Genomic DNA, 24,095 nt, shown 5'->3' on the forward strand with positions numbered 1-24,095 from the left:
AGGCCCTCTCCAGTTCCCAGGACAACCTTCCGGCCGTTCCACGCCCCTTACGCCGGGAGGTTCTTCGACGCCCGCTCCAGATTCCCAGGCGTCTTCCCTGGCCTTCGCCCTCTAAGGCACGGGCTCGGCTCCTCCTTGGCCCCGCTCACGCGGGTCGGTGCTGACGACGCTGCAGGCTTCACTTGATGTTGCGGACCGGCCGGTTGCGCACCCCCAAGGGGTGATCGTCGCTCCACTTCGACACCGGCCTCTCGACCGATGCCGGGAGCCCCGCTACCGAGGACTCTGGCGTCTCCTCGGACCGGACTTGCACCGGCTGGCTGCCCTGAACTTGTCGCCCGAATTACATCGAACCTCCTTCGCGTCCGACGTTTCGGACTGCTGGACGTACGCCCGGATCCACCGGCTTGATTGTGGTGTGATCGGTTCGGGGTCGTGCAGGGCGTGTCGGGGCTGAGTTGCGGATTCGGGCGTGAGGTGGCCGCTGGTCTGTCCAGCTTTCCACTTTTCCGCAGGTCTCGGGCCCTTTTGGGCAGGTCGGTCAGGGAGTGTCAGAGGGCTGGTGGCGCGTGCACGATGCTGAAGAGCTGGGTGAAGTCCGTGCTCCAGGGCCAGCGTTCGGGTAGGTGCAGGGTGAGGCGGCGGGCCGAGCGGGCCAGGCGGGCGGGCACGTTGATCAGGTGGTCACGGATGGTGGCGGTGGTCGCTCTGGCATGGAACGTTCCGGCCAGTGCGCCGACGGCGCGGGTCAGGTTGTGCGCCAGGGCTGCCAGGGCGAGCCACGCGGCATTGGCCTGGAAATGTCCGGAGGGCGCGTGGGCGAAGGCGCTGTTCTTGACATCCGCGATCACCTGCTCGACGACAGCGTGCCGTCGGTGATCACGCTCGGCATTGTTCAAGGAGAGCGGGGAGTCGGTGAACGCGGCGTGGTAGCGCCAGGTGTCAAACAGCGTGCCCTGTCCGGCGGGGACGGCTTCAGCGCTCAGGCGTTTGACGCGGCGCACGATCAGACGGGCGGTGACCTGCTGCTTCTTCGGCTTGGAGGTGAAGGCGGTGTAGCCGGTCTCGGCTATCTCGGCGTCGGAGATCCAGCACTGGCCCTCCTCGTCCCAGACCGCCTGGGGGTACTTGATCGGCGTCCAGGCGTCCTCATCGATGCGGGCGATGGCGGCCTTGACGGAAGCATTCATCCGCACGGTGATGGAGAACCGCGCGCCCAGCGCCCGGCAGGAGTTGACGACATCGGCGCCGTAGAACGCCGAGTCCGCCCGCATCACCAGCAGGCCACTGGCGCCGCAGGCGCGAGCGGTGCGGATGGTCTCGGCGACGAATGCCGCCGCCCCGCGCGCGGAGTTCGATGGTCCCTTGCGCAGCCTCGTGGCGGCGATCACCGGGGCGGCCAGGGGTGTGGAGACGATGCCGAGCAGCGCGTTCAGGCCCTTGACCTTGCTGTATCCGTAACCGGCTCCCTGCTTGGCGTAGCCGTAGGTGCGGCGGATGGTGTCATCGATGTCCACGTAGGCGACCTGGCCCGCGCCGGGCAGCAACGGCGCGTGACGGGCCAGTTCGGGAAGGAACCGGCGGGCCACAGCATGCAGTTGCTTCACATGCCCGTGCGTGAAGGAACGCAGAAACGACCCCAGCGTGGACGGGGCCCGCACACCGGAGAAAAGGCGGCCCATCGCGCCGTGCCGTAGCCGGTGCATGTCATCGATGCTGTCGGCGCCCGCGACCATGCCGCCCACCAGCGACATCACTTTCGCCGCGGGGAAGGCACCGGTGCCGTCCTTCGAGGCCGGCAGACGGATGTATTCCCCGACCAGTGCGGGCAGACCGCACCGCTCGGCCAACCGCACCACCGGCTCCAGGCCGCCGTACGCGATCAGGTTCGGGTCGTCGAACGCGGATGAGACCGCCGCTGCGGCATGGGAAGATTGCATCTCGGAAGTGCCTTGCTGATCGTGCCTGATGTGGTCCTAGAGAAACCCCATCATCGCAGGTCACAAGGCACTTCTTCGTTCCCCGAGAAACTGTCCACAGACATCAAGCCGGTGGATCCAGGTTGAGGCGTACGACCTCACGGGCAGTTACCGCGCGGCGGCCGAGCTCGCCCGGTGCGACCACCACACGGTGGCCCGATATGTGAAGATGCGGGCCGCTGGACAGCACCCCGACGTCCGTCGGCACCGCGACCGTGCGATCGACGTGTTCCTGCCGAAGATTGAAGAGCTGGTGGTCCGCTCGAACGGGCGGATCCGTGCGGATGTGGTCCACAAGAGGATCACCGCGATGGGCTTCACGGGCGGGGAACGCACCACCCGCCGCACCGTCGCCGAGGCAAAAGCCCAGTTCAGGGCCGGTCAGCGTCGGGTTTACCGGCCCTGGATCACCGAGCCGGGGCTATGGCTGCAATGGGACTGGGGCGAGGGCCCGCAGATCGGCGGACGACGCACTTCTTTGTGGTGCGCGTGGGTGGCCTGGTCGCGTTTCCGCGTGGTGATCCCGGTTTGGGACAAGACGCTGCCGACGATCACCGCGTGTCTGGACGCGACGCTGCGGCGGATCGGCGGGGTCCCGGCCTACGCGTTGACCGACAACGAGAAGACGGTCACCACCGACCACATCGCCGGGATCGCGGTCCGCAACCCCGAGATCGTTGAGGTCGCCCGCCACTACGGCATGACGATACGTACCTGTCTGCCGGCGGACCCCGAAACCAAGGGCGGGAGCGAGGCGACCGTCCGCATCGCCAAGGCCGACCTGGTCCCCAAAGACGTCAACCTCCTTGAGGAATACCGCAACTTCGCCGCCCTTGAGTCGGCCTGCCGCACCTTCTGCGAGGAGGTCAACAACCGGGTCCACCGCGAGACCCAACGACGGCCCGTCGAGATGCTCGCCGAGGAACGCCAGCGGCTGCATCCGCTGCCCAAGCAGCCCTTCACCGTCGCGTTCGGCACCACCCGCAGGGTCTGCTGGGACTCCACGATCTCGGTCGAGGCCGTGCGCTATTCGGTCCCGCACCAGCTGATCGACACCCGGGTCTGGGCCCGATTCCACGGCGACGAACTGATCGTCACCGCCGTCGGCCCTGCCGACGGTCATGCCCGCGAGGTGGCCCGCCACCCGCGCGGATCGGCTGGCACCCCGGTCCTTGACGACGCGCACTACCCGCCGCGCGAGAACAAGGAAGGCGATCGCGTCCCGAAGGCGACCAGCGCGGAGGAGGCCGCGTTCTTGATGCTCGGCCCCGGCGCCGCCTCCTGGCTGGTCGAGGCCGCCACCGCCGGAACACGCAAGGTCAAGACGAAGATGGCCGAGGCCGTCGCCTTCTCCAAGCTCTACTCCACTGCCGAGGTCGACCGGGCCCTTGGCACCGCCGCGGTCACCGGCCGGTTCGCCGAGAAAGACCTCATCTCCATCCTCGACTACCAGGTCGGCCTGGAAAACGTCGAGGTCACCCGCGCCAGCGAAACCCACAGCCTGCAGCCCGGCACCTCCGCCTGGTCCCGCTTCGGCACCATCCCGCTCGAACACGACGACGAAGACGAAGGCGACACTCTCTGATGGCCACCCCACTGCGCACCGTTTCCGGCTCCAGCGGCGACCAGCTCGCCGAGGCCATCGAACTGACCAAGCGGCTCAAACTCCCGCACATCCGCAAGGCGTTGACCGATGTGATCCCCACCGCGAAGGCCCAGAGGTGGGACCCCGCAGAAGTCGTACGCGTCCTCCTCTCCGAAGAGGCCGCCGGCCGCGACCGAGCGAACCTGCACACTCGACGCAAGCGGGCCGGGTTCCCCGCCGGGAAGACGTTCGGCGACTGGGACGAGCAGGCATCCTCCATACCTCGCGCGACCCAGGACTCCATCAAGACCCTCGAATGGGTCCAACGCAGGGAAAATCTCTGCGTAGTCGGCCCATCGGGGACCGGGAAAAGCCACTGGTGCGAGGCCCTCGGGCAGGCCGCCGTCGAGGCCGGGATGGCCGTCGCCTGGTTCTCCATCGAAGACCTCGGCGCCCTCGTCCGCCGTCACCGGGCCGACGATTCCATCGCCAAGGCCCTGACCCGGGTGATCCGATCCGACCTGATCATCGTCGACGACATCGGCCTGCTGCCCGTCAGCCCCGACGCCGCCGAGGGCTTCTACCGCCTGGTCGACGCCGCCTACGAACGACGCGCGCTCGCCGTCAGCAGCAACCTCCACCCCTCCGGATTCGACGAGATCATGCCGAAGACGCTGGCCACCGCGACCGTCGACCGGCTCATGCACCACGCTCACATCGTGGTCACCCAGGGTGACAGTTTCCGGCTCACCCAGGCCACCTCCGGACAGGGAGTCAAGCCCTTCAGCTGATCACAGCACTCACCACGGCGGGGAATTATCTGGCCGCCGTTGGGGAGATCTCGCAGGCCGCCAGCGGGGAGCACTCCTGGCCGCCTACGGGGAGAACTTCGAGGCCATTGACAGTCACCTCCCTGACTGCCTTGATGGGCGGCACAGCGGGGCTTGGGGGGCCGGCGCTCGCCGTACTGGCCGTGCTGCTCTTTGGGTTGCCATTCGCCTGGGTCGCCATAGCGCGCCGTGCCTGGTATCGGACCCGGCTGGAGGCGGCCACCCCTGCGCCCCAGGGTTCCCCGGTGATCGCGCGTGAGAAAACCTTCGAGGCGGTCTCCAGGCCGCTGACCGTGCCGGTAGAAATCGGTCTCGGGCTCGGCGTGCTCATCGCCTCCACCACCGGCGTCCCGGCGGGCCTTGCTCTGGCGGGAGCGGGCAGTGGGTTGCTCTGGCAGGCGCAGTGGCTCGCCCGCGAGGAACGGAAGCGGGGTACCTGGCTGCTGTGCCCACACGCGCCGCTGCGGCCCGCGCCCGACGACCCGGCGCTTGCCCTCTACCAGCAGGTGCCCTTCTACACCGCGCCCGCCCAGATGGCCGACACGCGCTCCTGAGAACCCGTCACTTGGAACACCGCGGTTCCAGGACGCGTGGCTTACTTGCCTGCCCCCTCCACAGGGGTGCTGACCTGCGAAGGCAACCACTCAACCCCAGATAACGATCGGCGACGTTGAGTCCGTCTCAGGCGTCGTCGTATCCGCCCAGCTCACAACGCTGTCTCTCGGCAAGATCGAACGAGAAGGGACACCTTGGTCGGGCACAGGATCAGACGAAGGCCGCCCCCGCGTCCGGTGAACCCCCAGCAGGGCTACCCAGTTCGAGACCTGTCGGCGAGCAGAATCAGTCAGGCAGCGCAACGGTGAGATCCACCTCGACGAGTTGTCCGGAAAAGCCCAACTGGGTGACGCCCAGCATCGTGCTGGCGGTGGTGAACGCCAGGCCGATGGCAGAGTCGATGAGCCGATCCCACACAGCCCCCAGGACGTCCCTGTCGTCGCTTCGCACGTAGATCACTGACCGCACCACATGTTGCGGCTGAGCGTTCACGGCTGCGAGAGCAACGGACGCGTTCGCCACAACCTGGTCGACCTGTGTCTCAAAGGAGCCGGCTCCGACGAGGGCACCGTTTCTATCAAGTGGACACTGCCCCGCAAGGTGGGCCGTGCGGCCGGCCTCAACCACGGTGACATGGTGGTAGCCAGGCGTCTGATGCAACTGCTCGGGGTTGATACGAGTGATCTTCTTAGTCATGCCTGCGAGTCTGACCAGTGCGCTGCCAGCATGCACCTCAATTCCACCCACCGGCAGGCACTCCGCAGCGGCCCAAAGTTAAAAACAAGCTCAATGCGGGCACGGTGCTGGACGCAATGCATCGTGCCCTTGATGGGCGTGTTCTCAGTACTTGTGGAGCAGTGTCTATGTGCGCGCCGCCCCTCGACGCGGTGCGGGGAGGCGGGCGACATTCCCGGACTGCTGAAGTTCCTCGCGGGCTTGCATCACTTCAAGGTCAAGCTCAGCAACAATCCTCCGCAGGGCGGCGCTGACGGCCTGTTCTTTCGTGAGGTTCTCCGTGACGGCCGCCAGCTTCCGCCTCACTTCGCTGTGCTTGTCGGCCAGTTCCTGCATGGCGGCCGGTGTGGCGTTCTGCGCCTTGACGCGGGCCTGGAACTCCTCGACGAGGTCCTTGTGGTCGCCGTAGGCGACATCGCGCCGGAGGCCGGACTCGCGCAGCAGCTCGGTGGCGGTGAGCCGCCCCGACTCCGACCGCAGCGGAGTGCCAGCGAGGAGACGGTCCGCGGCACTCCGCAGCGCCGCCCGCTCGGCTTCCGGGTCACGGGGAGTGCAAGCCGTTCGCCCACGTACTCGCTGCTCGAGAGGCAGGGCACCACGGCGCGCTCGATGTAGTCCGGGTCGAAGGTCGGCAAAAGCAGTCCAACCCATGCGCTCGAGCCTCTGCCCGCCGAGCACGCCGAGCGATTCGGCCTGGTCAACCACCTCACAAAATCGGGCCGAGCCCTGGAACTGGCCACCAGCATCGCTCGCAACGCGCCCCTGTCCGTGGCAGCCGTCAAACGTGTCGTCAACGAACGGCGAGCGTTCAGCGATCAGGACGCCTTCGTCGAGCAGGACCGGATCGTCGCACTGGTTCTGGCGTCCCACGACGCGCATGAGGGCGCCCATGCCTTCGCGGAAAGACGCCCACCGCACTGGCGAGACCGCTTGACACCAGCCCCGCCCGACAGGTGTTTGTGGGCCCCGCCCAGACCTCATCGACCTGCCCGGCGACCGCATCGCGGTGGCCGTCGGCGATGTCGTCGGCTGCAGCCTGGCCGCTGCCTGCGTCATGGGCCAGCTGCGCAGCGCCCTCAGCGCCGCCTCCCGCGTCGCCGACGGCCCCGCCCAGGGCCAGCGCCCGACGTCGGTTGGGTCGGCATCAGCAGGACCGCGGCGTGTCGCGTCGGAGGCCGCGCGGCGCTTGCTCGCGGTCGAGGCGGCCGGGGATCCTGATCGTCACACGTACTCGGCCAGCAAGGCCGCCGTCCGATCGCTGATGCGCACGTTCACCCGCGAACTCGCCCCGCGGGGCATCCGCAGCAACGCCGTGTCGCCCGGAATCGTCGACGCCGGGACGGCCAGACGCCAATGAGACTCCGATCCCGCGTATCGGTATCGTGCGCAGCGCGACCCAGGGTCGGCGGTGCCCGGGGTCGCGGTGCCCGGCCTGGTCGAACACGACGGCCACCACCTCGGCGGCGGTGCTGTTCACTGAGCCGCACAACCACTTCGACCTGGCCTTCGGCCCGGGGCAGCGCTCGGGGGCACGGGACGGGCGGCGTCATGCCGACCGGGGTCGGCGATCACATCGTCCACTGTGCGCGGCGCGGGCTCGGCGTCGTAGGCGGATCCCAGGCCGGCCTTTCCGAGTCGCTGACCAGCCCGTCGCGGCCAGCCGCGACGGGCTTTTGCGGTTCCGGCCCGCAAGGTGCGGGCCGGAACCGGCGAGGTGGTGCGATTACTGCGAGAGGTCGCGTTGCCCCAGTTTTAGCTCACCTGCCGCGATCCTGTCACTTCCGGTCGAAGGAGAGCCATGTACCGGCGAGGTCCTGCTGCCCCGCCCCGGGCCTGGACCAGTCGCAGACACCGTCCCGGAAGATCGCCTTCAGATCCTTGAACTGACCGTCGGTCACCGGCACTCGGTAGTCGGAGCGGATCACGGGACGCTTGCGGCACTTGACGATGTCGTTGGCCACATCGGCTCCGGCGACCATCCGCGGCGATGTCCACACCGGGTAGAGGGTGTTGCACTCGGTGTTGTCGATGCCCTCGACCTGGGGCTCCGCGATCTTCTTCGCACCGATGCCACGGGTCCAGCAGGCGTCCGTGAGACCCTGCGGCTGGTGGCGGACGATCTTCTCGATGGGGGCGTCGTTGCCGGAGTCCCCCTTGATGCCGGTGAGCCACCGGTCCATGTCGGACAGCATCCCGGCGAGAGTGAATCCGTGCCCGTTGGAGCGGGTGAGCATGACCTGGTTGGCGTGGGTTCCGTTGGCCTTGTCCAAGCGCGCCCGGGTGGAGAAGGAGTGGAAGCGCATGTGCATGTCGCCGGCCGCCGCGTCGTCCGTGTAGTCGCGGTAGTCGATGATCGGAACGTCGGCGAGGCCGGCACCGCCGTTCAGCATGCGGCCCGTGCGGTAGGCCGTCCGTACCGCCTTGAGGTCGGCGACGGTGCGCTCCGCGGCGGGCTTGGCATCGTCGTCGAGGCCGCCGATGCGCCGGTTCAGGTCGATGAACTGGTCCATGTCGATGGTCCCCTTGTTCAGGGCCTCAAGTCCGTACTGGATACCGGTGTTGTCGAGCGGCCTGCGCGCCTTCCCTGTCTCCGGTACCTCGCCGTAGACGTTCACGGTGTGGCTGTAGACGTCACAGCGGGCACCGTCCGGGTTGGTGTCGGGGTCGTAGCGCTGTCCCTCGGGCAGCTGGGGCGGGCAGAACACCGTGGGGTCGATACGGCCCCCGGCCCTGGCCAGGCTGCCGATGCTCTCCCACTTGCCGAACCCGGAGACCGCCTTCTGCTGCTCCTTGGTGAAAGCGTCCGGCGCGACTTCCTTGAAGTAGTGGTTCAGGAGCTGGGCGTCGCTGAGCGTCTGAATCGTCCCGAAGCCGACGTCGGGAAAGCTGCAGCCGGAGAGAATGCCGTCCAGCAGACCCGGGTAGTTGTCGGCGATCTGGTGGGTCTGGTACGAGCCGCCGGAGCAACCGTTTCCGATGGTGAAGGCCGGGTCGCCGTACGTCTCCACGAAGCGTTCCTTGACCATGCTCATGGTCTCGGCGGCCAGCAGGTCGTTGCAGTTGTTGCCGAAGACGTTCAGCGTGGACGATGCGACGCCGTAGCCCTTGCTCAGATACGTGTCGTTCATGATGCCGACGGTGTTGCGGCCCTGGACGTACCAGCCGCCGTTACAGCCCCCGCCGAAGCCGTACACGAGGCGCCCGTTCCAGCCCGGCCCACGCTGCAGCGGGTCGGGGGTACCGGCGTTCGGGTCGTGCAGCACGGCCGTCTCGTAGATGCCGCGGTTGATGGTGCCGGTCTCTACACGGACGATGTACGGCACCTTCTTGCCCACGCTCGTCGTGGCGGTCGCCAGGTCGGCGGGACGGACGTTCTCGTCGGGCAACGGAACGAACTTGCCGGCCGTGGTGCGATACATGTAATCGACGCGGGTCTTGACCGAGCAGTCCTTGTCGATCGGCTGCCCGAGGGTGCCGCCGGTGACCGTCTTGAACTCGGCGGTGTCACAGACGAACGGCTGCTCGTGCGGCCCGGCGAACACCGGCCCCGTGATGGGGTGGTTCTTCAGGGTCAGTTGTCCGGAGTCCGCGCCCTGAGCCCTGGCCGTGAGCCTGTTGTCGCCCTTGGACAGCTCCTTCACCACGCCCATCAGCGCGTTGTCGCCGGAGGGCCGGAAGCTCGAGGTCACGTCCCGGCCTTCCACCTCGACCCGGACTGTGTCGGCCGCTATGGATGCGGGCACCTCGACACGTATCAGGGCGTCGTCCCCCGACACCGAGCCGGGCCGCGACGACACGGCCGTCACCTGCAGCTTCTCGCGTTCCTGGCTGCCGGCCGGCGTCGCTGACGCGCCTACCAGCACGCCCATGAACGCTATGCCGACAAGGCCCAGTTCGACTGGTCTCGCGGCTCCTCTGAACGACACGACGGAACTCGCCTCACTTCCTGGAGTCGGAATTCGTACTCAGTGTGCAGACGCGGGCTGTGGGCCCGCCGGGACGGTGATGCGCATGTCCCGTTGTCATGGTGCCCGGCCGCCCAGCCAGCGGCATGAACATGGCACCCCTGGTTCGGCGTACGGGCGATCCCCGCCGACGAGGCAGGTCTCCGGGTTGCGTCTCTTCGCTCGATGGCTGGGGTCCGTAAGAGCGTGCATGCCGGTGGAATGACTGAGGATCAGCCCCCGCCTCGGGACGAAGCGGCCCTCCGACTGCTTCGAGATCGTCACGGGCCGCCATCCGAGGTCGCCCTGTGCGACGGCGAGATGCTGACCACCTTGGACATCGCCTGGGGATACACCCTCCACCGACAAGCGCGGGTGTTGTCCGGAAGGGGCCCGCTCCTTGTCCGGCGTCCTGTTCGATACCGGATGGGGCCCAAGGGCTGTACGCGGCCTTCGATTCCCCAGGGGCGGGCCCGAGCGGCCGACCGGCCCTGCGCGGCTACCAGTTGGTGAACGCCCCGTCCGCAGTGCGCAAGTGCGGGCGCTCGGCCGCCGCGGCCTGGTATCGGCGCGCCGCCTCCCGGTCGATGTCGACGCCGATGCCGGGCAGTTCGCTCAGCTCCACCCGCCCCGGCAGAATCGTCGGCCGCGCGGTGAAGAGGGCGGCGATGGCCGGATCGGGGTCGGTCTGGTGCTCCTGGATCGCCACATTGGGGCAGGCCAGGTTGAGTTGGAGCGAGGAGGCGGCGGTGACCGGGCCGAGCGGGTTGTGGGTGGCGAGCTTGATGTGGTGGGTCTCCGCCATTGCCGCGATCTTCTTCGCCTCGGTCAGGCCCGCGGCCACCCCGACGTCCACGCGCGCGTAATCGATGAGGTCGCCCTCGATGAGTGTCCTGAACTCCCATTTGGAGCCGTACTGTTCACCTGCGGCCAGCGGTACGCCGGTGCGGGCCCGCAGCATGCGGTAGCTGTCCGGGTTCTCACAGCGCAGTGGGTCCTCGACGAAGTACGGGCGAGCCGCCTCGATCTCCCGGCACAGGGTGAGCGCCTCCGGCGGATCCAGGCGCGTATGGACGTCGAGGATCAGCTCCACCTCGTCGCCGACCGCGTCCCGCACCTGGTGGAAAAGGTCGACCGAGTCGCGCAGGCACCGACGGGCGTCGAGCGTGCCGTCCGCGTCGTGCGGCGAGGCGAACCGCAGATGGCGCCAGCCCTGGGCGACCAGGTCGCGGCAGCGGTCCAGGAACCACGCGCGATCGTGGTAGCCGTCGCCGACATGCACATAGGCGGGTACGTGATCACGCACCCGGCCGCCGAGAAGTTCGTGCACCGGTACGCCGAGCGCCTTGCCGCGGATGTCCCACAGGGCCACGTCCACCGCAGCGATGGCGGCGCCGAGTATGCGGTCGGCGGGGAAGAACCCGCGCCGGAACATGACCTGCCAGAGGTGCTCGATCCGTCGCGGGTCCTCGCCGACGATCAGCTCCGCGAGGTGCTCGAGACCGCCCGCGACCGCCCGTTGGCGCGACCTGATGCCGACCTCGCCCAGGCCGTGGATGCCCTCGTCGGTGTCGACCACGACCAGCATCATGCTGTCGCCGTGGTCGGGGAGAGTCAGCACTTCCAGGCCGGTGATCTTCATTCCACTCCTCTATGAAAACGTTCCCGCAATTTCAGTGCCGTTCTTGAGAACACATCATCGGCAGTAGTCGAGCCGAAGCGCAAGACCCGTGCATGCAGAAGGTTTCCCTAGATGAAATACTCCTGACACACGTCTTGACACGCCCTGGGAACGTTCGCAAGCATCAACCGCATTCGCAGGGTCCAGATGCGAGGCGACCGGGGTCCCCCGGCTCAAGACGACGAGGAGGCCGTTCGTGGCAGTAACAATCCGGGAGGTGGCGAGCGCCGCGGGCGTCTCGGTGTCGACGGTGTCCCGTGCGTTCACCGCACCCGACCAGGTGCAGCCGACGACGCGGCAGCGCATCCTCGACGCCGCGACCAAGCTCGGCTACTCCCCCAACCCGGCGGCCCGTTCACTGCGCGGCGGCGGCACCGGAACGCTCGGCCTGATCGTCCCGGACATCGCCAACCCGTTCTTCCCGCCGATCATCAAGGCGATGCAGGCCCGCGCCCGGCACCTGGGCTACACGGTCCTGGTCGCCGACAGCGACGAGCGCGAGGCGGACGAGCTGGCCGCCATCGCGGCCGTATCGAAGCGGGTCGACGGCCTGATCCTATGGGCCTCCACCCTCACCGAGGACCGGCTCCATGAACTCGCGGGCCGGATGCCACTGGTGGTGGTGAACCGCCATGTTCCGGGCATCCCCGAGGTCCGGATCTCACTGTCCGCCGGCATCGCGCAGGCCGCCGAGCAGTTGAAGGCGTACGGTCATCGGCGCTGCGTCTTCATCAACGCGTCCCGCGCCGAGCTGAGCCGCGGCAAATCCATCCAGGAGTCCTTCGAAGCGCTCGACCTCTCCCTGTCCGAGCTCGGCCCGTACGAGCCGCGGTTCGAGACGGGTGTGCACGCCGCCACCCTCGTCGCCGCCCACGAAGCGACGGCCGTGATCGCCCACAACGACCTGGTCGCCCTCGGCGTGCTGCACCAGATGGCCAACCTCGGCATGAGCGTGCCGCGCGACGTCAGCGTCATCGGCATCGACGACACGCTGCTCGCCTCCGTCTCCACCCCCAGCCTCACCACGATCAGGATCGACCCCGAAGAGATCGCCACGCGCGCGGGGGACCTCTTGATCGAGACGATCGCGAGCACAACAGGCCGCACTGGAAAAGGACTTGAAGTCACTTCCCCCTTCGTGGAGATCGGCTCCCGCCTGATCCCCCGCGCCTCGACGGGCCCCGCACCCGCCCACTGATCCACGGCGCACACCGCCACAACGAGCAAAGCACCACACCGCACCGAGCCCACTCCTGCCCTTCTTGGAGCCGTTATGCCCAGAAACTCCCGCTGTGCGGCCATACTTGGCTGCATGGCGCTGACCGCGACCCTCGCGGGCTGTTCCTCCCTCACCCCGAGCAGCGCCGGCGGGGACGGTGATCTCGTGCTGCGGGTGCAGGGCATGCCGCCGGCCACCGACAAGCCGGGGGTCGCCCTGTTCAAGAAGCAGGTGGCCGACTTCGAGAAGGCCAACCCGGGCATCAAGGTCAAGGGTTCAACCACGGTCTTCGACCCGCTGACGTTCTCCGCGAAGCTGTCCGGCGGCAATGTCGAGGACGTCATCAAGGTGCCGCTGACCGAGCCGCAGCGGCTCATCCAGCAGAAGCAGGTGCAGCCGATCACCGGGCAGCTCAAGGAGTGGGAGCACTTCAAGGAGTTCAACCCTCAGGTCCTCCAGCCGCTGACCGACAGCACCGGCGACGTGTACGGCGTACCGCAGAATCCTTACGCCCAGGGCCTGGTCTACAACCGCGAGCTCTTCGAGAAGGCCGGCCTCGACCCGGACAGACCGCCGGCCACCTGGGCGGAAGTCCGTACCGCCGCCAAGAGGATCAGCGACAGGACCGGCAAGGCGGGATTCGTCCACGAGTCCAAGGACAACCAGGGCGGCTGGCAGCTGACGATGCTGTCGTACGCCTTCGGTGGCGAGCTGGAGAAGGAGCAGGGTGGCAAGTACACCGCCACGCTCACCGGGGAGCCGACGAAGAAGGGGTTGCGGCTGCTCAAGGACATGCGCTGGAAGGACGATTCGCTCGGCAAGACCCTGCTCAACAATCAGAACGACGTGATCAAGCAGTTCGCGGCCGGGCAGGTCGGCATGTTCATGGGCAGCCCGGGGACGTACCGACTGGCGAAGATGCAGTTCGGCATGGAGAACACCGACGCCTTCGGAGTGGCCCCGATGCCGCAGTCCGGCGGCGACGCGACACTCACCGGCGGCGACATCTACATGGTCCCGAAGTCCGCCGACAAGAAGCACGCGGCAGCCGCCGTGGAGTGGCTGACCTTCGCCTACGCCAAGCCGCAGTACAGCACCGACATCGCCGCCGAGCAGGCCAAGGCGCTCTCTGCCGACCCGAAGTCCGCGGTGGGTGTGCCGACGCTGCCGGTCTTCGACAAGAAGCGTCAGACCGAGATCGACGCCGCGATCAAGCCGTACGTCAATGTGAAGCTGCGGAACTTCAAGCCGTACATCGACGGCCTCTCCACGCTGAAGCTGAAGCCGGAGCCGCCGTACCAGGCGCAGAAGCTGTACACCGCGCTCGACCCGGTGGTCCAGGCTGTGCTCACCAAGCGCGACGCAGACATCGACTCCCTGCTGGCCTCGGCCGAGAAGGACGTCAATGCCAAGCTCGCCGCGGACCAGAAGTAGCCGGCCCATGGCCCTGCTCACTCCGTCCCGGCGCCCGGCCGCTGTGTCCAAGGAGCCCACGCCGCGAACCCTGCCGCAGCGGCGACGTGGTACTGGCACCCCCAAGCAGCTCACGGCCTGGCTGTTCCTCGTCCCCGCGCTGCTGGTCTTCGGGCTCTTCGCCTGGTGGCCGATCGTGCGCAGCCTGTTGCTCAGCTTCCAGAAGACCAACCTCGTCGAGCCCGCGGTCTGGGTCGGCCTGGACAACTTCCGTGCCCTGTTCGACGATCCGCTGCTCGGCACCGCCGTCGGGAACACGCTGTTCTTCGTGGTCCTCGGCCTGCTGATCGGCTTCCCGGCACCGCTGATCCTGGCCGCGATCATGTCGACGGTGCGGCGCGGCGCGGGCGTCTACCGCTTCCTGGTGTATCTGCCGGTGGTCATCCCGCCAGTGGTGGCGATCCTGCTCTGGAAGTGGTTCTACGATCCGGGGAGCGGGCTCTTCAACAACGTCCTCGGCAAGGTCGGGCTCGGCCCGTACTCGTGGCTGGAGTCCTCCGACAGCGCCATGCTCTCGCTGGTCCTGGAGGCCACCTGGGCGGGCATGGGCGGCGCGGTCCTGATCTACCTCGCGGCGATGGTCGGCATCCCCGGCGAACTCTATGAGGCCGCCGAGGTGGACGGCGCCGGGATCTGGCGGCGGATCTGGCATGTGATGCTTCCCCAACTCAGGTCTGTCATCGGCTTGTTGTTGCTCGTCCAGCTGATCAACACGGTGCAGGTCTTCACCGAGCCGTACGTCTTCACCGGCGGCGGACCCGAGAACTCCACCCTCACGGTCCTGCTGCTGATCTTCCGGTACGCCTTTCAGGACGGCGAGTACGGCCAGGCCGCCGCGCTCTCCTTCCTGATGGTGCTCGCCCTCGCCCTGCTCTCCGCGGTGTATCTGCGGGCCACCCGCAGCTGGAGCACGTCATGACCACGCTCACCACCTTCGTCTCCACCAGCGACCGCCAACGCCCCGGCGTACGCGCCGCGGTGCGCTCCATCCAGGTGTTCACCCTGATCCTGCTGCTGCTCATCGGCATCGGACCGCTGTACTGGATGGTCAAGGGCGCGGTCTCACCGCCCACCGAGCTCACCACTCAGCCCCTGGCCCTCTGGCCGGACCGGCCGGCCCTGGGCAACTTCTCGACGGCGTACACCGATCTGAGTGTCGGCCACTATCTGATGAACACCCTCCTGGTGGTCGGCGGATCGTGGTTCGTGCAGCTCTTCGTCTCGGCCACGGCGGGCTTCGCCCTTTCGGTACTCAGGCCGAGGTTCGGCAAGGCCGTTTACGGGGCGATCCTCGCCACGATGTTCGTGCCGTACACGGTGAACATGGTCAGCCTCTTCATGACCGTGATCGATGTGCCGTTCCTGCACCTCAACCTGGGCGACACCTACTGGGCGATCTGGTTGCCGGCCGGCACGAACGCCTTCACGGTGCTGCTCGCCAAGCAGTTCTTCGACGCCCTGCCGAAGGAGCTGTTCGACGCGGCGCGGGTCGACGGGGCGAGTACCCGGCAACTGCTCACCAAGATCGTGCTACCCATGAGCAAGCCGGTGCTCGCCGTGATCAGTCTGCTCGCGGTGATGCACTCCTGGAAGGACTTCATCTGGCCGCTGGTGGCCATCACCGACCCCGAGAAGCAGCCGATCAGTGTCGCTCTCGCCCAGCTCGCCACGCAGGCTCCGCAGGACCAGCTGATCGCCGCGATGGTGCTCGCCGTCGCCCCGCCGGTGCTCGTTTTCGTCGTCTGCCAGAAGTACATCGTCGCCGGGCTCGGCTTCACCGGAGTCAAGGGCTGAGTCCCACCGGAGCCGACGGCCGAACCCTCAACTCTCTCACCACGCCTTCCGCTTCGGAACATTCGGAGCATCCGGAACACCCCGACCAAGAGAAGGGCACCTCCATGTCAGTCGCCCGCCGCAGATTCATCCAGGGCACGGCCGTCGCCACCGGCGCCGCGCTGCTGCCGACCGTTCCCGCATACGCCGCGGACCCGGTCACCATCGAGGCCGACGGCATCACCCTGGTCGGCCGTAGCGACGGCAGCGTCCTCGTACAGGACGGTGCGGGCGCCGACCGCATCCTGCTCAGCCACTTCATGTTCAAGGACACCGCGCTCGGCCAGCAGCGCACCTTCGGCGGTACGCCCGCCCGGATCACGCTCCCCGACGGGCGGGCCGCGATTCAGGTCACATACACGATGGCGAGCGGCACGTCCGGAGTCACGGTGCGCGGCACCTTCGACGTCACCCCTCGCAAGGCACACATGAAGTGGGAGGTCGGCGGCTCCAGCACGCTCACACCGGCCGGCTTCATGTTCTCCCGCACGGTGTACGAAGCGAGCGCGGCGGAGTCGTATGAAGCGCTGACCGTCTGGGAGCGGGACGCCCGAGGCGGCATTCCTTACGAGGTGAACGCGGGCGGCGCGTACGTGGAGACGTGGGCGGGATCGAAGGGCTTCTTCTGCCTCTCGTCCACCAACCCCGCGAACACGAACGCCACGTGGGTCCATTCCCCCGGCACCTCGACCGGCGCGAGCACCGCGGTCACCGAGGCCGATCTGGTCCTCGGCGATCTGCGGCCGCGCGGGGCGGGAGCGCTCGCTGCCAAGAGGCCCCTCGGCGTGGAGGTGTGGACCGACCAGCCGTTCAACCTCTACAAGGCGGCCGGGCAGACGATGACGCTCAAGGCGCAGGTCGTCAACGGCTCCGCCACGGCCAGGAAGGTGACCCTGACGTGGTGGGCGCGGGACTTCGGCGGCAAGAAGATCGCCGGTGGAACGCTCTGCAAGAGCCTCGCGGCGGGCGCCGCGTGGAATGCCTCCTTTCCCGTGACCTCGCCGTCACAGAACATCGTGTTCACCGAGGTGGAGGCGGTCAGCGGCAGTGACAAGGCGCTGGCCCGCACGAATCTGAGCGTGCTCCCGGAGTTCGCGTACAAGGCGGGCAAGGAGTCGATGTTCGGCCTCGCCAACTACCCCTGGCTGCTCAAGCCCGGCAAGGACGCCGTACTCGGGCTGGTCAGGACTCTCGGCATCAAGTGGATCCGCATCGCCTACGCAGGCGCACCGGGCATCGACACCGCGACCCTGGACGCGAACGGCATCGGGCACAACGTCGAGCTGAGCGGCATCCCCGTGGGCGGTAGTCCGGAGCAGATCGCGGCCTGGGCCGACACGAATGTCGCCAAGGCCCTGGACGCCGAGGCCGCGTACTTCGAGGTGAGCAACGAGGTCAACCAGCCCTGGATGTCCGGCCGCGGCGCCGACGCCTACGTCCGGGACGGTCTGCGCCAGGTCACCACGCGCCTCGACGCGGCGGGCTCGCGGATGAAGGTCATGAACGCCGGCCTCGGCGGCATGGACTACGTATGGACCAAGAACTTCCATGACGCGGGCGGCTGGGACCTCATCGACGCCTTCGCCTTCCACCCCGGTCGCGGCAACTTCACGCCCGACTTCGCCCCGCCGCCCGAGGAGTGGACGCAAGGGTCGTCCGGCTCGTACTGGAACTTTCTCGGCGCGCTGCGCAAGGCGAACCAGGTCCTTCAGGAGTACGGCGGCGACAAGGAGCTGTGGCTCACCGAGGCGTACGCACCGACCCGGCCCAACGCATGGTGGAGCGACACCTACCGGCACGCCGCCGAGAACACGCTGCTCACGCTCGCTCTCGCCAAGTCCGAGAAGGTGCGCGCCGTCAACTGGTACCAGCTGCACGACTCGACGATCCACCACCCCCAGGAGGCCGACCCGGCCAACCCCGAGTACCACTACGGCCTGATGAACCGCGACACCAGCGCCAAGCCCTCGCTCCTCGCCTTCGCGACCGCCGCCCGGGTCCTGGACGAGGCCGAGTTCGTCCGGCATCTCGCCTTCGCGGACCAGGACATCAAGGGGCTCCTCTTCACCACTCCCGGCGGACCGGTGTCGATCATCTGGAGCCGCAAGGACGGCTACATCCTCAACTCCGATCACGGCGAGGATCCTTGGTACGCGTCGCCGGAGCCCTGGATCGACACCTGGACGACCAGGACCGCGGTCGTCGCCCACTCGGGGACGGTCCACGGCACGGTGCGGGAGCTGAACTGCATCGGCCAGGAGCGCTCTCTGAAGGCCTCCGGTGGCAAGATCACCCTCACCCTCGACGGTGCCCCGCGCATCTACTACGGTCTCGCCGCCAATCCCGACTGGAAGTAAGTGACGTACGACATGAGGAATGAAACCGCACGGCACGACATCACCGTCGTCGGCGGCGGCCTGGCCGGGGTCTGCGCGGCGATCGCCGCGGCCCGGCTCGGCCGGAGCGTCGCGCTGATCAACAACAGGCCGGTACTCGGTGGCAACGCGAGCAGCGAGGTCCGGGTATGGGTGTGCGGCGCGACCGGCCACGGCAAGAATCACCATGCCCGTGAGGGCGGCATCATGGGCGAGCTGCTCGTGGAGAACCAGTTCCGCAACCCGGACGGGAACCCCTACTACTGGGATGCCGTGGTTCTGGACGCCGTGCGCGCCGAGCCCGGCATCACGCTCTACCTCAACACCGACGTGCGCGAGGTCGACGCCGAAGGTCCCGACGAGGCCCGGCGGATCACCTCTGTCACCGGCTGGATGATGGGCTCGGAGCGGCGGATACGTTTCGAGAGCTCCCTGTTCCTCGACTGCACGGGAGACGGCCTGATCGGCCACCTGGCGGGCGCCCACCACCGCATCGGCCGGGAATCACGCGCCGAGTACGACGAGGCATGGGCCCCGGAGACGGCCGACGGCATCACCCTGGGCTCGACTCTCCTCTTCTATACGAAGGATGCCGGCCACCCCGTCAAGTTCGTGCCGCCGAACTTCGCCAAGGACATCACTCAGACCTCCATCCCGCAGCGCCGCATCATCAAGGCGGGCGACAACGGCTGCGCGTACTGGTGGATCGAGTTCGGCGGCGAGCTCGACACCGTCCACGACAACGAACGCATCCGCGACGAGCTGTGGTCGGTGATCTACGGCATCTGGGACCACATCAAGAACTCCGGCGAGTTCGACGCGGCGAACATGACCCTGGAGTGGGTGGGCTCGGTCCCCGGCAAACGAGAGTACCGGCGCTTCCTCGGCGACTACGTCCTGCACCAGGGCGACATCCTCGGCCAGACCGAGTTCGCCGACCGGGTCGCCTTCGGCGGCTGGTCGATCGACCTGCATCCGCCGCAGGGCATGTACGCCACCGAGGCAGGGGCCAGGCAGCTCTACGCGGACGGCATTTACCACATTCCGTACCGCAGCCTCTACTCGGTGAACACCGAGAACCTGCTCTTCGCCGGGCGCAACATCTCCGCCAGCCATGTCGCCTTCGGCTCGACCCGCGTCATGGCGACCTGCGCCACGATCGGCCAGGCGGCCGGCACGGCGGCGGCACTCTGCGCCACCGGGGATGTCACCCCGCGCGAACTCCCCGTACCCGAGCTGCACACGGCGCTGCTGCGCCAGGATGCCTCGCTCATCGGCCTCGCCTCGACGGACCCGGAGGACCTGGCCCTGCGGGCGACGGCCACCGCCTCATCCACCTTGAGCGGCTTGGCGGTCGAGGACCCCGACGAGCGATGGCCGCTCGCGGCGGACGCCGGACTCGTCCTCCCCGCGGACCCGGACCTCTCCGGGGTGGAACTACTCATCGACGCCGACCGCGACACCGAGATCGTGATCGATCTGTACGACCCCGAACTCGGCCAGAACTACGTCCCGCGCCGCCTCGTCGCCTCCACCACCCTGCCCGTCGCCGCCGGTGCCCGGCAGTGGCTCAAGACGGGACTGGACTGGTCTCCCGAGACCCCGCGCAACGCCTTCCTGGTCGTCCGCGCCAACGATGCCCTCGCCCTGCACCGCTCCGACCGCCCGACCCCCGGCGTCCTGTGCTTCACGCGCGTCCCGCCGCGCCCGTCGGACGAATCACCGCAGTTGCTGCGCGAGTGGACGGACACGGGTCTGCTGCGCCGCACATTCTGCTTCCGCACGGGAGAGACCGCGGCCTACTCCCCCGCCAAGGCCACTGACGGCTATGCCCGCCCGTACGCGGGACCGCACATGTGGGTCTCCGCACCACTGGCGGACGTCCCTTCCCCCTGGCTCGAGTTGGCCTGGCCCGAACCGGTCGCCCTGGGCCGGATCGAGGTCATAGCCGACGACGACGTCAACGAGGACCTGATCAACCTGCACCACCACCGCACGCCCTTCGACACCCTCCCCACCCTCCTTCGCGACTACCGCGTCGAGGCACTGGATGCTGACGGCACCTGGCGCGTCATCGCCCGTGCGGCGCAGAATCGGCGGCGACGCGAGGCGTACACGCCGGCGGAGCCGCTCACCACATCGGCGATCCGGGTCGTCGTCGAAGCCACCAACGGGGCGGCGTCGGCGCACGTCGTCGCCGTGCGCGCCTACAAGTAGAAGCACCGACGCAGGGGAGTGACTGGATGGTCGGCAGAGTGATGGTCACCGGGGCCGCCGGGCGGATCGGGCGAGCGGTCCTCGCGCTGCTCGCCGAGCGCGGGATCGAGGCGAACGCCTTGGTCCTCGACGACCCCGGCGATCTGGCGGCGCGCCTGGTCGTGACCGGTGACGCCGCCGACGCGAAGACCGTGCGGGCGGCTCTGGAGGGCGCCGACGCGGTCATCCACCTGGCGGCGATCCCGACTCCCGAGCGCAACACCGCGCTGGAGGTCTTCGGGGGCAACAGCCTCTCCACCTTCACCGTCCTGGAGGAGGCCGGCCGGGCCGGGATCCGGCATGCGGCGGTGGCGAGCTCCTGGGGTGTCACGGGCCTGCCCTGGACGGACGTTGAGGATCCGCATCCGCCATACGCACCGGTCGACGAGGCGATGGTCTCCCAGGTGGCCGACCCTTATGGCCTCTCCAAACAGGTCGACGAGCTGACAGCGCAGATGATGGCACGGCGGCACGGGATGAGCGTGGTGTGCCTGCGCTATCCGTACGTGGGTGGATTCGAGGAACGGCTGCACGCACACGCCGCCCGGCTCACGGCCGACCCGGCGGCGGGGGCAAGGGACCTGTGGACGTACCTCGAGGTCCATGACGCGGCGAGAGCCGCGCTGCTGGCCTTGGACGTACCCGGCCGTGCGGCGCACGCGGTACACCTCTGCGCCCCCGAGATCATCGTGCCGTACCCGACGGAGGAACTGCTGCGCCGCTACCACCCCACCACCGTTCTGCGGCGCCCGCTGCCGGGTCGCGCGGCGCCGGTCGACACCTCGGCTGCGCGCAGGCTGCTCGGATTCACGGCACAAAATCTCCTCGGCCGCGGGGCGGTTACCCCGAGTTGAGATCACGACGGCCGCCGGGCCGCCGCAGAACGGGAGAGAAGAGGACGTTCCCCGAGGCCGAGTGAGGTACCGAGTGGCATACGCGACGACTCCACCAGTCGTCGTCAGCCGGGGCGAAGGTGAACGGCGCGACGCGACCCGTGAGGTCGGCCGCCTCTGCCATCGATGCGACCCGTGAGATCAGCCGCCTGCGCCGTGACCCAGGCGGCCCTGAGCGTGACGCCCCTCGCTCACTGCGCACCTTCCACATCATCCCCGACGGGCGGCACCCCGATCGCGCGGGTGACGACCGGCGGCCCCTCGGCTCACTTGGGAGCATCGGCGTCCACCACGTCGAGGACCCGTCCGGCGCCCCGCTCGCCAGGATCACACTCCGCCACCGCCCACCCCTGCGCCTCGGCCGCACCCATTGACCCTGGAGCCGGTCGAGGGCCCCGCTCTCTCCGGGGCTTTACCGGGGCCGCGAGGTCGGCGCCACCGATCCAGGCCACGCAGAGGACACCCCGGCCCCCTCATGCCCGACTTCGACAGCGGGACCTTGCGGTTCAAGGCCACGGGCGATCCCGCGGAACGCGCCGCCGGGCGCCTGACGCTCGACGTCATCCGCGACGAACTCGCCCGGATCGTCGAACAACGGGCGGCAGACGACCCGAACCTGCATCACCTCGACGGCCGTGACCTCTACGGCGAGAAGGACTACGCCGAATTCCCGCTGCCCGACGAGGTCCACCCCGATCCCGCAGCTCACCGCCGCATCGGCGAGAACTTCGCGCGGCTCGTGTTCGGCGATGGCGGCCCCTTCGCCACCAAGACCGGCTGACCACATCGCTCCGGTCCGGGGGGCCGCAGGGGCCGACGGCGCCCATTGAGTCGGCACGGAGCGCGGCGCGCTGGGAGGCGTCTGCGGAATGCACGCCGCGGAGGGTTGGCAGGACGAAGCCGTGTGCATCACGGGGATCCTCTTCGACGGCCTGCGTTTCGGCACACAGAACACCGGCTGACCGACGTGCGTCGCAGTCGTTGGCGTGCGGCAGTACCCGCACCTGCCGGTCGATCAACCGCACCAGGACCGAGCAGCTGTTCATGCGCACGGTGATCTGTTCTCCGTGGCGGTTGCCCCTGGGCGTGAACCAGCGGCCGCTCTCGAAGATCTCCGTCGGCATTGGCCCGCAGCACGGGCTGTTCTCCAGGAGCAGCCGGCCGCGGCAACGGCCTGTCCAGCGGTCGACCTCGCTGCGCTGCACACCGACCTGGAGGCCGTTGAGCTGACCGCCGAGCAGCTCGACTGCCTCGGCCAAGGAGGAGCAGCTGCTCGGGCGCGGGCCGCGCTCGGTGCGGGCCTCGGTAGGGAGCGGGCCCGCGGCTTGGTGGGGCGGGTCTTGCGGGCGGCTATCCGGTTGCGCCTGCCGGAACCACGCCGCCGTCGAGACGTACGCGACCTCTCTGGCCTCGCACGCCGGGCGCGCGTCGCTCATGCCTTCCTGCCGCTCCTGGAGGGTAGCGACGCCCCGGTCGTCGTCAACGTCAGTAGCCGTCCGGGCTCGCTGGCGGCGACCGCCGACCCGAGCCGCATCGAGTTCCACGTGGCGCTGCTTGACTACAACTCCTCCAAGACGCCGCTGGTCATGGTCACCTCGCAATACGCCAAGGCGTACCCGCCATCCGCTTCAACGCAGTCGACCCCGGCTACACCGCCACGGACCTCAACGGCCGCCAGGGCACCAGGGCACCAACAGCGTCGGAGGGGTGCCGAGATCATCGTCCGCATGGCCTCCATCGGAGCCCACGGCCCGAGCGGCGGCCTCTTCGACCAGGCCGGCCCAGTCGTCTGGTAAGTCGGACTACGTGGAAGCGATCCGCGCGTACGTCCTCGGTGGCCACCCGCTACGGCAAGCGCCGTTACACATGTGCGGACCCCTCTGACGACCTGGAAACCAAAGGTGTGTGGAACGAGCAGGAGTTCCAGCCGCGGCGGAACCCGGTCGCGCCGGACCAGGGCGAGTACGTAACACGAGTCTAAGTAGCTATCGCCGATGCGAGGCCGCGCTCCACGATGGGAGCTTCGGTTCGGCGAGGGCCGATCGGCCTCTCGGGGAACCAGCGATACCGGAGACTCATACATGGCAGCCAACGGCGTCACCTACACCGGCCTGGACGCACTGCTCGCTCCCGAAAGGTCGGTCCTCCTGCTGATCGACCACCAGGGCGCGCAGTTCGCCGGGATGCACAGCATGGACCCCAACCTCGTGGTCAACAACGTGACCGCTCTGGCGAAGGGCGCCAAGCTGTTCGACGTACCGACGATCCTGAGCACGGTCGTCGAGGACCGCGGCGGCCGGATCATCCGGCAGATCCAGGACGTGTTCCCCGACCAGAAGCCGATCGACCGCACCACGATCAACACCTGGGAGGACCAGCGGGTCGTCGACGCCGTCGCTGCCACCGGCCGCAAGGATCTCGTCATAGCCGGCCTGTGGACAGACATCTGCCTCGCCTTCCCGGCGATCCACGCCATGGCCGACGGCTACCGGGTCTACGCGGTGACGGACGCGTCCGGTGCGACGACGGTCGAGGCACATGAGCGCGGAGTCCAGCGCATGATCCAGGCGGGCGTCATCCCGATGACCGCCGGGACCGTCATCTCGGAATGGCAGCGCGACTGGGCGCGCGAGGCGACCGTCCCCGGCACGAGCCAGATCATGTTCGACCACGGCGGCAGCTTCGGCACCAGCCTGGCCTGGGAGCTTCAGCTCCTCGGCAAGAACTGACAACCCGC

16 protein-coding genes and 4 pseudogenes are annotated in these 24,095 nt (G+C 68.3%); 16 read left to right on the forward strand and 4 right to left on the reverse strand.

The annotated features are described in order from the left end of the window. Positions 1 to 551 precede the first annotated feature (551 nt). Positions 552 to 1,940, reverse strand: a complete 1,389-nt coding sequence (locus tag OG953_RS03050; protein WP_405682334.1) for an IS1380 family transposase — start codon at positions 1,938 to 1,940, stop codon at positions 552 to 554. Positions 1,941 to 2,055: 115 nt separating this feature from the next. On the opposite strand from OG953_RS03050, the gene istA reads away from it, so the two are divergent. The 3 genes from istA to OG953_RS03065 all read left to right on the forward strand — a co-directional run bounded on the left by istA (position 2,056) and on the right by OG953_RS03065 (position 4,948). Then, complete coding sequence (gene istA, locus OG953_RS03055; RefSeq protein ID WP_405691590.1) at positions 2,056 to 3,564, forward strand: IS21 family transposase; 1,509 nt, start codon at positions 2,056 to 2,058, stop codon at positions 3,562 to 3,564. Then, complete coding sequence (istB, locus tag OG953_RS03060) at positions 3,564 to 4,355, forward strand: IS21-like element helper ATPase IstB (RefSeq protein ID WP_266795039.1); 792 nt, start codon at positions 3,564 to 3,566, stop codon at positions 4,353 to 4,355. Before istA ends, istB begins: the two co-directional genes overlap by 1 nt. A 284-nt stretch (positions 4,356 to 4,639) precedes the next feature. Further along, positions 4,640 to 4,948: a hypothetical protein gene (locus OG953_RS03065; protein ID WP_405682336.1), complete on the forward strand. Its 309-nt coding sequence runs from the start codon at positions 4,640 to 4,642 to the stop codon at positions 4,946 to 4,948. A gap of 286 nt (positions 4,949 to 5,234) precedes the next feature. Here OG953_RS03065 and OG953_RS03070 read toward each other — a convergent pair whose 3' ends face one another. Next, positions 5,235 to 5,645, reverse strand: a complete 411-nt coding sequence (locus OG953_RS03070; RefSeq protein ID WP_405682338.1) for a RidA family protein — start codon at positions 5,643 to 5,645, stop codon at positions 5,235 to 5,237. A 732-nt stretch (positions 5,646 to 6,377) separates the two neighbouring features. On the opposite strand from OG953_RS03070, the pseudogene OG953_RS03075 reads away from it, so the two are divergent. From OG953_RS03075 to OG953_RS03085, 3 pseudogenes are all read left to right on the forward strand, one after another. After that, positions 6,378 to 6,554: pseudogene (locus OG953_RS03075) on the forward strand (enoyl-CoA hydratase); the annotation flags it as partial. An 85-nt stretch (positions 6,555 to 6,639) separates the two neighbouring features. After that, a pseudogene (locus OG953_RS03080) lies at positions 6,640 to 6,799 on the forward strand (SpoIIE family protein phosphatase); the annotation flags it as partial. 110 nt (positions 6,800 to 6,909) lie between these two features. After that, positions 6,910 to 7,041: pseudogene (locus OG953_RS03085) on the forward strand (SDR family oxidoreductase); the annotation flags it as partial. A gap of 418 nt (positions 7,042 to 7,459) precedes the next feature. Here OG953_RS03085 and OG953_RS03090 read toward each other — a convergent pair. Together OG953_RS03090 and OG953_RS03095 are read right to left on the reverse strand one after the other, a co-directional pair. Continuing rightward, complete coding sequence (locus tag OG953_RS03090) at positions 7,460 to 9,553, reverse strand: DUF6351 family protein (protein WP_405682339.1); 2,094 nt, start codon at positions 9,551 to 9,553, stop codon at positions 7,460 to 7,462. 574 nt (positions 9,554 to 10,127) lie between these two features. Next, positions 10,128 to 11,270 carry a mandelate racemase/muconate lactonizing enzyme family protein gene (locus OG953_RS03095; RefSeq protein ID WP_405682340.1) on the reverse strand — a complete coding sequence of 381 codons (1,143 nt, stop codon included), beginning with the start codon at positions 11,268 to 11,270 and terminating at the stop codon, positions 10,128 to 10,130. Positions 11,271 to 11,505: 235 nt separating this feature from the next. Between OG953_RS03095 and OG953_RS03100 the strand changes: the two genes are divergently transcribed. From OG953_RS03100 to OG953_RS03145, 10 genes and pseudogenes are all read left to right on the forward strand, one after another. Continuing rightward, the gene (locus OG953_RS03100; protein WP_405682342.1) at positions 11,506 to 12,507 is read left to right on the forward strand and encodes a LacI family DNA-binding transcriptional regulator; all 1,002 of its coding nucleotides are present in this window, start codon (positions 11,506 to 11,508) and stop codon (positions 12,505 to 12,507) included. A 114-nt stretch (positions 12,508 to 12,621) separates the two neighbouring features. Continuing rightward, the gene (locus tag OG953_RS03105) at positions 12,622 to 13,962 is read left to right on the forward strand and encodes an ABC transporter substrate-binding protein (protein WP_405682344.1); all 1,341 of its coding nucleotides are present in this window, start codon (positions 12,622 to 12,624) and stop codon (positions 13,960 to 13,962) included. A gap of 7 nt (positions 13,963 to 13,969) precedes the next feature. Next, on the forward strand, positions 13,970 to 14,920 hold the full coding sequence (locus tag OG953_RS03110) for a carbohydrate ABC transporter permease (protein WP_405682345.1): 951 nt from the start codon (positions 13,970 to 13,972) through the stop codon (positions 14,918 to 14,920). After that, complete coding sequence (locus tag OG953_RS03115; RefSeq protein ID WP_405682346.1) at positions 14,917 to 15,795, forward strand: carbohydrate ABC transporter permease; 879 nt, start codon at positions 14,917 to 14,919, stop codon at positions 15,793 to 15,795. Before OG953_RS03110 ends, OG953_RS03115 begins: the two co-directional genes overlap by 4 nt. A 104-nt stretch (positions 15,796 to 15,899) precedes the next feature. Next, entirely contained in the window at positions 15,900 to 18,191 is a 2,292-nt protein-coding gene (locus OG953_RS03120; protein WP_405682347.1) for a hypothetical protein, read from the forward strand. Between the two features lie 12 nt (positions 18,192 to 18,203). Beyond that, on the forward strand, positions 18,204 to 20,426 hold the full coding sequence (locus OG953_RS03125) for an FAD-dependent oxidoreductase (RefSeq protein ID WP_405682348.1): 2,223 nt from the start codon (positions 18,204 to 18,206) through the stop codon (positions 20,424 to 20,426). Positions 20,427 to 20,452: 26 nt separating this feature from the next. After that, a complete protein-coding gene (locus OG953_RS03130; RefSeq protein ID WP_405682349.1) occupies positions 20,453 to 21,319 on the forward strand; it encodes an NAD-dependent epimerase/dehydratase family protein in 867 nt (288 codons plus the stop codon). Positions 21,320 to 21,821: 502 nt separating this feature from the next. Then, a pseudogene (locus OG953_RS03135) lies at positions 21,822 to 22,139 on the forward strand (lipase); the annotation flags it as partial. Between the two features lie 286 nt (positions 22,140 to 22,425). Continuing rightward, positions 22,426 to 23,154, forward strand: a complete 729-nt coding sequence (locus OG953_RS03140) for a hypothetical protein (RefSeq protein ID WP_405682350.1) — start codon at positions 22,426 to 22,428, stop codon at positions 23,152 to 23,154. A gap of 285 nt (positions 23,155 to 23,439) precedes the next feature. Further along, a complete protein-coding gene (locus tag OG953_RS03145) occupies positions 23,440 to 24,087 on the forward strand; it encodes a hydrolase (protein ID WP_405682352.1) in 648 nt (215 codons plus the stop codon). The last annotated feature ends 8 nt before the right edge of the window (positions 24,088 to 24,095 follow it).

Origin of the sequence: Streptomyces sp. NBC_00057 (assembly GCF_045041165.1) — a bacterium.
Taxonomy (GTDB): Bacteria; Actinomycetota; Actinomycetes; order Streptomycetales; family Streptomycetaceae; genus Streptomyces.